This window comes from Klebsiella sp., from assembly GCF_027492335.1.
GTDB lineage: Bacteria > Pseudomonadota > Gammaproteobacteria > Enterobacterales > Enterobacteriaceae > Klebsiella > Klebsiella huaxiensis.
Genome location: NZ_JAPUEW010000007.1, coordinates 21,028 through 27,748 on the forward strand (window position 1 = coordinate 21,028; position 6,721 = coordinate 27,748).

Here is a 6,721-nt window from a genome sequence, read left to right on the forward strand (position 1 = left end):
TAAAACATGAACAGTACCCACTCCTTAACATCCGGGGTTTCGTTTTTCACCCGCAATAAGCGCCGTATGCACAAGTACGGCATTATCATCGCGTTTTTCGTCCTGTGCCTGATCGTGGCGCTGATTGGCGAGTACCAGGTTTCCCAGGGTGCCTGGAGCAGCAACTATTTTCTCAGCAATGAAAACATGCTGATCGTCCTGCGTCAGGTGTCGATCAACGGCATTCTGGCAATTGGCATGACCTTCGTCATTATTACCGCCGGGGTTGATCTGTCGGTCGGATCGGTGCTGGCGCTCAGCGGGATCGTCGCCGCCCGTTTCGCCACCAATAACAGCGGACTGGCCATCGGCGATACCGCTACGGCGGTGATCATGCCGCTGATCGTAGCACTCGGTATCGGCATCGTTTGCGGGCTGATTAATGGCACGGTATTAGCTCGTTATCGTTTACAGCCGTTTATCGTCACCATGGGGATGCTTTCCGCCGCCCGTGGTTTGACCATGCTGACCACCAACGGCAACCCGGTTTCCCAGCTTAATAACGATTTCCGCTGGCTGGGCAATGGTTACGTCGGCGGCATCCCGGTGCCGGTGATTATCTTTATTTTGCTGTTCGCCCTCGCCTGGCTACTGCTGAATAAAACCATTATTGGCCGCTACGTCTACGCCGTTGGCGGCAACCCGAAAAGCGCCCGTACCTCCGGGATCAACGTCGTGCGCATCAAGGTGCTGGTGTATACCCTGTGCGGCGCGCTGGCAGGTATCGCCGGGCTGATCCTCACCGCACGAACCGGTTCGGCGCAAACCAACGCCGGAGCGGGCTATGAGCTGGACGCTATCGCCGCAGTAGTGATTGGCGGCACCAGTATGGCGGGCGGCGTCGGTACGCTGGTCGGCACCTTCTTCGGCGTGCTGATTATCGGAGTGATGAACAACGGCCTCGACCTGCTCGGCGTGCAGTCGTACTACCAACAAATTATTAAAGGCGCCCTGATCGTGGTCGCCGTTCTGCTCGACCCATCGCGTAAGCAACAGCGCGATTAATTAACCTGCAAAACCCCTACAGGAGAGAATAATGAATAAGACCAAAATAGCGTTGTTTGCTTCAGCCATGATGATGGGAAGTCTGGCGGCCGCTCAGGCGGCGCCGGTTAAAATTGCGGTGCTGATGTACGGCAACAAAGCAGAATTCGTGCAGTTGATGGAACGCTATGGCAAGGAACATCCGGCGGTGAAAAGCGGCGAAGCGGTGCTGACGTTCTATGACGGGCGCTACGATGCGTCAGTACAAAACGACCAGGCGGCCACGGCGCTCCAGACCCGCACCGATGCGATTATCGTTAACCCAATGGACTTCGAGGCTAACATCGATATCGTCACCAACGCCAAAGAGGCCAAAGTTCCGGTAGTGGTGACTAACGCCCGTCTTAACACCGAAGAGATGACCTCGGAAGTGGTCTCTAACGATGAACTGGGCGGCTATCTGGAAGCCAAAGCGGTGCTGGATAAACTCGACTGTAAGAACCATAAAGTAAACGTCGTGATCATCGAAGGCCCGAAAGGCGGCAGCGGCGAGATCCAGCGTGGTAAAGGCAACGACAAGGCTATCGCGGAGTGTGGCGCAGGCCAGGTGACGGTGCTGGAACGGAAGACCGCGAACTGGTCGCGCGCTGAAGCCCAGCCGCTGATGGAAAACTGGCTGCAAAAACACCGCGGTAAAATCAACGGCGTAATTGGCCAAAACGATGAGATGGCGCTAGGGGCAATTGAAGCCATTAAGGGCGCGGGGCTGAACGTCAAAGACTTTGCTATCGCGGGCGTTGACGGCGTCTCCGATGCTATCCACGCGGTGCAGGCCGGGGAGATGGTCTCTATCCTTCAGGATGCGAAAGGCCAGATGCAGGGCTCTATCGACGTGGCCCTGCGGGCGGTGAAAGGCGAGAGCTACCAGCCGCAGTCGGAAATCTGGAAGCAGTACGCTAAAGACCTGAAATGGGATGGCGGTACGCAGAAGCACTACTATATTCCGTGGACTGTAGTCACCGCTGACAACGCGCAGCAGCTGCTGGACGCGCGTAAGTAATAATCTGTACCTCCTCTTCTCCTCCGGCGCTTTCCTTGATGGGTATGCCGGAGGAGATATTTTTGCCTCGTTATTTCAGCACGTTACTTTCCAGGTTTAACATCGGTTACCCAGGTGGGGAGATCCCAGGTACCGCCCAGGCGCAAATACCGACACATTCCGGTTGTTGCCTCGCGGCTTTTGCGAAACGTAGTGCCATCCCAGACCCAGTTTGCCATTCCCCAGCAATCCCCCAGACCGCGTCCTTTCTGGCTCATGAAAATCTCACCCTCGCCATACTCCGAACCTGAAACGGTAATAAGCGCGGGATTGCCTTCAAGCTTGCTATCAACCACCCAATAACCGTACCCCTCGTTATATGCCGCCCGCCAGCACAGCGCTGAAATCAGCGAGTGGGCGTTATCCAGCGGCGTCAGACTAATGGTTTCTGCTTCCTCTCCCTCCTCTGGCTGGATGCGATCGCACCAGTCATCTTCAGTCAGGGTTGCCAGAAGTTTGGGCTTGAGTACCGCCAGTTCAGGCGCTGTCAGCGCTCTTTCCTGAGCCTTCCCAGGCTTAACCTGGTTAATCACCGGCGCGGGAACCGCAGCCCGGACGCTGCTCTCCGGTTTATCGCCTTTTTTGGTCAGCGCGCCCGGCGTGCCGATTCGCCCCTGAACATCGTCCATTTTCAGCAGCACCGCATAAGCCCCGTCACCGGAGAGCACAAACGGATCTGACCCGCCTTTAAACTCGATTTTTCCACTGCCTTTGACCGCATTAATAATGTCCCGGACCTGTTTGTCCGACAGTGGCCAGCTCTCTTTTCCGGGCTTCACTTCGCCCGCTGGCTGGTCATTGATCCACAGCGTCAGCTTGTCAGGATAAACATCGCTATCGGTAACCTCCGCCAGCATCAGCTCTCCTGATACCGCAGTACCCGCCCCGGCCTGACGAGTGAGTAATACTGAGCCACCGGTACCTTCGTTGGGACTGTATCCCGCAGCCCGACAGGTCAGCGTGTTATCACAGACCACCTCCCAGTCTTTATGGCTAAATGAAATTCCGCTTTTTTCCGCCAGCGCGGGGGCGCTAAGTACCGCTAATGTCAGCAGTCCTGCCCTGATTCCCTTTTTCATACCGTTTCTCCCTACTGGATAATTTTCCGTAGTCTGAACAATGCCCACGCCGGAGAGAAGTGTTTTCCCTTCTCTTTGGATCTTTTCAGACAATATCAGAGATAGCCCTTTTCTTTCGTCGAACATTCTCACCTTGCGACCCGTTCAGTTGATGGGGTGGAAATATATTTTTTCGATATCATCCAACATCATCTGATTATCAAAAAACATTATCCAACGTGATGTTTAATCATCTTGTGATATTTCACTCTGTCGCGTTTTTTTGCTTGTTTTATTCTCTCACTTCATCTTTCCAGATCATTTGTGAACTGCGCTGCTTTGTTATTAACAGCGCCTTTCTGCTGTTTATGAATTTGGATTCACATTCGCTATCACGTTATAAATAAAATGAAGATATATAGATTTTTGTGCCTGTTGCCATCGTTATTTTTAGGGCTAGCGTGCGCCGCCAGCGCATCCGCCATCGATAATTGTGAAGTGGGCTGCCCGACCGACGGAAGCGCACAGACGCTGGTTCGCGAAGCCTATACGCTAAATAACAACAGCCGCAGCAAATTCGCTAATTGGGTAACGTATAAAATCACCAAAGCCAGTCAGGCCAGTGGACGGTCGATCGCGGGCATCAGGCCCCGCTCGCCGGGCTGAGCGCAAACGCAGACTGGCAGACATTAAACTACCTTTCCAATATTACGCCGCAGGAGTCAGGACTCAATCAGGGGGCGTGGGCAAGATTAGAGGACAAAAAGCGCCAGTTTTTGTGATTATCAGGTGACGGTGGAAGAGATTGAGCGACGACCCCATCCGCCGCTCTCTTTTTGGTCTGCTCTGCCGCCGGAGATTGCCCAAAGCCTGAAGCCCCATAAAGGTACGCTGGCGAAGGAGTTAGGGTGTTCTTAATTTGATATTTTCATTCTGATTCAGGTATTAAATTTGCATTATTGTTCGAGACTGTTTTTTGGTTATTTAAGCAATATCAGGAAAGATATTTACCGTTGGAGCTAAATAATCGGGTTACGTATTTCATTCATTCTGAACATGCGGTTAAAGGCGTCTATTATGTTCGATTAAATTCTGGACTTTGCGTTTATTACTGGTTAGGTTTACAGGTGTTATTTAGCGCGGTGCGAATGTGCGCCAACACATCCGCACCGCTGATCACAATTACTATTTATAGGGAATAGCAACCATGACTGATATCGATTGTATTGTAGATTCGTTTGATCCAGAAGTGTCGCCGAAGAATAAGCGTCAGTTGACGGTGAGTGATGTGAGACGTTTGCCAGATCGTAGCCGTATTCCGGCGGTGATCATGAAAGGCGAGTGGCTGGCGGCGGCAGGATTTACGACCGGCACTAAGGTAGCTGTGCGGGTGATGAACGGCTGTATCGTGTTGACGACAATAGAGCCAGAACCGGAACTGGAAGCCGCGATGCGCAGAGTAGAGAAGCTGTCGGCCAGGAAGCAGAAGCAGGTCAGAGAGTTTATCGGGGTGATTGGGGGACGGGGTTAGAGAGATTATTCTCACAATGAGATTTCGTGTCTTATAGACTGGAGGAAACCGCTCATGGAAACTTATCGACTACATCGCGGCAGGCTTATCGACCATATCCAGCTCGTTGTAAATGATTTCGAAGCCAGCAAAGCATTTTATACCGCCGTACTGGCGGTTCTTGAGATCCCTATCATAAATACCTACGACGATTACTTTTGGGCAGATGAACTTGTTGTTTCATCTATTAATAGTCCCGGATCTGCCGGTAGACCGACAGGACGTCATCATCTTGCTTTCCAGGCAAGCGGTCGTGAAACGGTGGATGCTTTTTACCAGGCGGCGCTGGCACACGGCGGGCGTGATAACGGAGCGCCCGGAGAGCGAACCTATCACCCCGGATATTACGCAGCCTTCGTACTCGATCCCGATGGTAACAATATTGAGGCGGTTTACCACGGGGAGGCTGAACGCAGTGCAGAATCAGTAGAGATTAGTTTCAGTCTTTGAGCAGGACGGTCTCTGGACAGGAGCCGTATTGAGCGGGTGGCATTAAGTCAGACCGGGAATTCGCCATATCGAAGCCCTCATAATAATGAGGGCTACATAAAATAAATTCAGTGTTGTAGATTCATTACTTATTCATTTTATTAAGGAATAAATATGGGAGCCATTAACGAGATAGATATTGCAAAGCTGGTATTGCTACCCGCGATTTTATATGTAGCTAAAAAGATCATCGACTGGGCGGGAAAGGTGATGTCCAGCCCGCCAGCAAAGCGAATAATTCGCTTTGAAAAGGTACCTATTGAAACAAAAATAGAGGTGCTGAATAAAATCGCTGAGATAGCAAACGCTGAAATACCAGACACCAAACTCTCAAGGACGCATCAGACGGTACAAATGAAATTTTTGTATGAGCAGATCGGGATTACTCTTCCTGTCTGGCACGCCCATAAACTGATCGCTTTTATCGCTGATAAAAGTATCGGCTCATATGATGTTCGATTAATGAGTTTCCTTAAAAACCCATCCTTATATCGTTGTGAAGAAAAGCATTTTTCTGTAGATGCTAAAAAAATAAAAAATTTCCACATCGTTAGTGTGTTTTTCTGGCTAATTTCAATAGTCATTTTTGCTTGCGCCTGGTGGACAACAATACAATCGTTACTGGCCAGTGGAGGCGTAAATTCGGTTATCGCATTTTCACTGTTTTACTTTATTTCCGCTATTGTGGTCACTGGCTTTATCTTTAGCCAGGTTGAGGATACCTGGCAAAGCACCAGATTCGCCAGGCTGTTTGAAAGGTGGTGTGAGGAGGAAGCGCAGGCGGATAGTGAGGAGCGTGCTGTGCAAACCGCATCGGAGCCAGAAGAACAGAGACCTCAACAGGAGTTTTCAAATGATGAAATGCAGATACAAAAAAGATTTTTAGTGGACTGATTGGGTGATTTGGTGCGAATGTCGAACTCGAACTCCACACCCAATAGACTGATATCAATGTAATTTATAAGCAGGAATATATAGTTATACCCGCACTTGCACTCACAAGTTAAAATCCGTACAAAAAATAGACATTACTAGCGGGTATAAAGCCATACCAGTAGAACACCGATATGGCTGTCAAAGCAAGATTCAGGCAGGCAGGAAAGTTTTCTTCAGAGGCACCAAAAGTTTGGTCTCAATATCCACTTGCTCATAGTTCTCAATAAGCGCATGGACGAGATCATCAAGCGTCCAGAGCGTTAGCGGTATCGTCGAACAGTCGGCTTCATATCGAGCATCTTTTGTAAAACCACCGGTACTAACATAAAGCCCGCGATCGTCTTTATGGCGACCGCCAATAAGGCTGCGGATATGTTGGCCTCCCATTTACTTCCTGCGATGTTTCACCTCAACGATAATACGTGGGTTTTCAAAACCGAATCCATCAGGTGAAGCAATGATATCTTTACCCCGATCGGCTCCCGCAGGTGATGTAAGTATCCCGCTTAATCGGACCATTCACTTTTAGAGATCTTCCGACATACT

6 protein-coding genes and 2 pseudogenes are annotated in these 6,721 nt (G+C 50.4%); 6 read left to right on the forward strand and 2 right to left on the reverse strand.

The genetic code is table 11. The annotated features are described in order from the left end of the window. The first annotated feature begins 66 nt into the window (after positions 1-66). Together QVF11_RS01985 and QVF11_RS01990 are read left to right on the forward strand one after the other, a co-directional pair. Complete coding sequence (locus QVF11_RS01985) at positions 67-1,044, forward strand: ABC transporter permease (RefSeq protein WP_376767713.1); 978 nt, start codon at positions 67-69, stop codon at positions 1,042-1,044. 31 nt (positions 1,045-1,075) lie between these two features. After that, complete coding sequence (locus QVF11_RS01990; RefSeq protein WP_112216407.1) at positions 1,076-2,083, forward strand: substrate-binding domain-containing protein; 1,008 nt, start codon at positions 1,076-1,078, stop codon at positions 2,081-2,083. A gap of 83 nt (positions 2,084-2,166) precedes the next feature. On the opposite strand, the gene QVF11_RS01995 is transcribed toward QVF11_RS01990, so the two are convergent. Then, on the reverse strand, positions 2,167-3,201 hold the full coding sequence (locus tag QVF11_RS01995; RefSeq protein WP_287855099.1) for a DUF1176 domain-containing protein: 1,035 nt from the start codon (positions 3,199-3,201) through the stop codon (positions 2,167-2,169). A 387-nt stretch (positions 3,202-3,588) separates the two neighbouring features. Here QVF11_RS01995 and QVF11_RS02000 point away from each other — a divergent pair. From QVF11_RS02000 to QVF11_RS02015, 4 genes and pseudogenes are all read left to right on the forward strand, one after another. Next, positions 3,589-3,962, forward strand: a pseudogene (locus QVF11_RS02000) (DNA/RNA non-specific endonuclease). Positions 3,963-4,387: 425 nt separating this feature from the next. Continuing rightward, a complete protein-coding gene (gene symE, locus QVF11_RS02005; protein WP_287855101.1) occupies positions 4,388-4,711 on the forward strand; it encodes an endoribonuclease SymE in 324 nt (107 codons plus the stop codon). Positions 4,712-4,765: 54 nt separating this feature from the next. Continuing rightward, positions 4,766-5,200, forward strand: coding sequence for a VOC family protein (locus QVF11_RS02010; protein ID WP_287855103.1), 435 nt, complete (start codon positions 4,766-4,768; stop codon positions 5,198-5,200). A gap of 153 nt (positions 5,201-5,353) precedes the next feature. Beyond that, on the forward strand, positions 5,354-6,133 hold the full coding sequence (locus QVF11_RS02015) for a hypothetical protein (RefSeq protein ID WP_287855104.1): 780 nt from the start codon (positions 5,354-5,356) through the stop codon (positions 6,131-6,133). 192 nt (positions 6,134-6,325) lie between these two features. Here QVF11_RS02015 and QVF11_RS02020 read toward each other — a convergent pair. Further along, a pseudogene (locus QVF11_RS02020) lies at positions 6,326-6,667 on the reverse strand (restriction endonuclease); the annotation flags it as partial. Positions 6,668-6,721 lie beyond the last annotated feature (54 nt).